This window comes from Vibrio sp. 10N.222.48.A3 (assembly GCF_041475345.1).
Taxonomy (GTDB): Bacteria; Pseudomonadota; Gammaproteobacteria; order Enterobacterales; family Vibrionaceae; genus Vibrio; species Vibrio tasmaniensis_A.
In genome coordinates this window covers 1-2,601 of sequence record NZ_JBFRVX010000826.1, presented here as the reverse complement: position 1 = coordinate 2,601, position 2,601 = coordinate 1, and the positions used below count along the sequence as shown (strand labels likewise).

The 2,601-nt window shown below is 45.3% G+C and carries 2 protein-coding genes; both read right to left on the bottom strand.

The window, feature by feature from the left end; all coding sequences use genetic code 11:
- Nucleotides 1–48: 48 nt before the first annotated feature.
- Nucleotides 49–513 (bottom strand): thioesterase family protein, encoded by a 465-nt coding sequence (locus AB4653_RS20350; protein ID WP_009846805.1) that lies wholly within the window; start codon nt 511–513, stop codon nt 49–51.
- Nucleotides 514–755: 242 nt separating this feature from the next.
- Nucleotides 756–2,591 carry an ABC transporter ATP-binding protein/permease gene (locus AB4653_RS20345; RefSeq protein WP_102258487.1) on the bottom strand — a complete coding sequence of 612 codons (1,836 nt, stop codon included), beginning with the start codon at nt 2,589–2,591 and terminating at the stop codon, nt 756–758.
- Nucleotides 2,592–2,601 lie beyond the last annotated feature (10 nt).

The window sequence follows — 2,601 nt, the reverse complement described above, 5'->3', positions numbered from 1 at the left end:
CAATCGAGTGGTCTTTTTGTATCTGATTATTCTTAATCAGCGAATACGTTATTCCGTCACGGCTTCTTGTTTGAAGCATGGGCTCTTTAACGTGTTCATCTTCTCGATTTCATTGGTTAAACGCAGTGAAAGCAGCGCTTTTTGGTTTGAAGCAAAATCGAACATAACGATGGTCGCAGTGCCGATTGTCGTCAGCTTCTGTTGAGCCTTACTGACGATCGCGTATTCCATGGTGAAGCGGTCGTCTTGAATGTCTGTAACACGCGAGCCAATCATCAAGGTATCTGGATACGTGACTGGGCGGAAATACTTACAGTAAGTGTCACCAAGAACAGGACCAACTTTGGTAATCGCCATCTCTTCCATCAGCTCAACGTGCTTGAAAAAATCTAAGCGAGCGGTTTCGAAATAGCGAAAATATACGGCGTTGTTAACGTGATTGAGTGCGTCCATTTCTCCCCAAGCGACAGGGATTTCTGTTACTACCGGGTAGTCAGATAATAGTGCTTCCATGCGAACTCTCTTATTGTTATCTGTGTAGTTAATGTTATCTGGGTAATTAATGTAATCTGCTTATCCTTCATCGGGATAAGTTGTTATTGGAATAAAAACCCTACCGCTAAATTAACAAAACTGCAACACGTGTGATTTAAGTTTTTGAAGCTTGAAACCACACAATGTCAGTGACTTAACTTTTCGTTACTTATTGATTAGTGTCTCACTAAACAAACGACTTACGCACATCCACTCAATGATTACGCACTAAGGTGTTTGAATTGCAGTTCAACTAAGCGTTGGTACAATTCGCAGCTATTGATGAGAGACTGGTGGTCGCCGATGTCTACTAGCTGTCCTTTATCGAGCACCGCAATCTGGTCGGCGTGTTTAATTGTTGATAAACGATGAGCGATAATGATCGTCGTTCTGCCACGCATTAACTCTTCTAAAGCTTGTTGAACGTGATGCTCACTTTCGCTGTCTAGTGCGCTGGTTGCTTCGTCCAACAATAGAATGTTTGGATCTTTTAGGATGGCACGAGCAATCGCAATACGTTGTCTCTGGCCACCAGAAAGCCTAACACCGCGTTCACCAAGAAAGCTGTGATAGCCTTCAGGTAGGTTTTGGATGAACTCATGTGCATGTGCTTTTTTAGCGGCCTCGATAACTTGCTCGTCCGTTGCTTTCGGGTTTCCGTAGCGAATGTTGTGGAACACATCGTTACTGAACAGAGCAGGTTGCTGTGGAACCAGTGCCATCTGCTTTCTTAGCTCGTTAGGATCAAACTGATTCAGTTCAACACCGCCTAAGGTTACTTTGCCTATTTGTGGGTCGTAGAAACGTTGCAGCAGTTCAAATAGGGTGGTTTTACCTGCGCCAGACGGGCCAACCAATGCCAACACTTTACCTTCATGGGCCGTTAGCGTGAGGTTGCTTGTTGCGGGCTGGTCGGGTCTTGATGGGTAACAGAAGGTCACATCATCAAAAGCGACTTCTGGTGTCACGTTATCGAGTGATGTTGGGTTTTCTACAGGCGCAACAATATGGCTTTCAACTTGTAGAATTTCAATTAATCGTTCTGTCGCACCTGCCGCACGTTGCAATTCACCCATCACTTCAGAAATGGTACCTAATGACGAAGCTACCATAATGGCATAGAAGACAAACGCCGCTAAGTCACCTGCCGACATCGTACCGTTGATGACATCGCTGCCACCAACCCAAAGCATGCCTGCAATCGCACTGAACACGATAACAATCACACCAGAGATAAGAATCGCGCGTTGCTTTACTCGCTGACGTCCAATTTCATATGCTTTTTCCACTTCAATCGCAAATGACGCTTTCTCTTGTGCTTCTCGGCTATAACTTTGCACCGTTTTAATATGCTCAATCGCTTCGCCAGCATAAGAGCCGACATCAGACATCGAATCTTGGCTTTGGCGAGATAGGGCTCTCACTCGTCGACCGTATACCAAAATCGGAATCAGGATAAACGGCACTGAGGCCAACACGATCAGCGTTAGCTTAATGTTGGTCGCGAACAGCATGATGATTGCGCCAATACACATTAATGCGCTACGCATCGCCATAGAAAACGACGAACCAATAATGCTTTGAAGCAGAGTTGTGTCGGTTGTGATACGCGACATGATGTCGCCACTGCCATTGGTTTCAAAGTAACTCGGATGAAGTGTCACCACGTGATTGAAAACCGACAGGCGAATATCTGCACTAACACGCTCCCCAACAGAAGAGACTAAATAGAAGCGGAAAAAGGTGCCAATCGAGATCAACACGACTACAACCATGATGAATTGAATCGCACTGCCTAAATCTGATAACGATTGTTGACTGAAGCCTTGGTCGATAAGAAGACGAATACCGTGTCCGACTGAAAGGGTTAAGCTCGCCGTGAAGATCAACGCAATCAATGCTGCAATCACACGGCCTTTATAGGGCTGAATAAATTTGCTGAGCTCAAATAAAATACTGAGGCTTTTCTTCTCAGGTTTGGGTTGTGGCGCTTTTTGAGTAGATCGTTGAGCCGTTCGCTGAGTAGAGTCACGCGTAGAAGAGACATCGTTTTGCATATGACTGCCT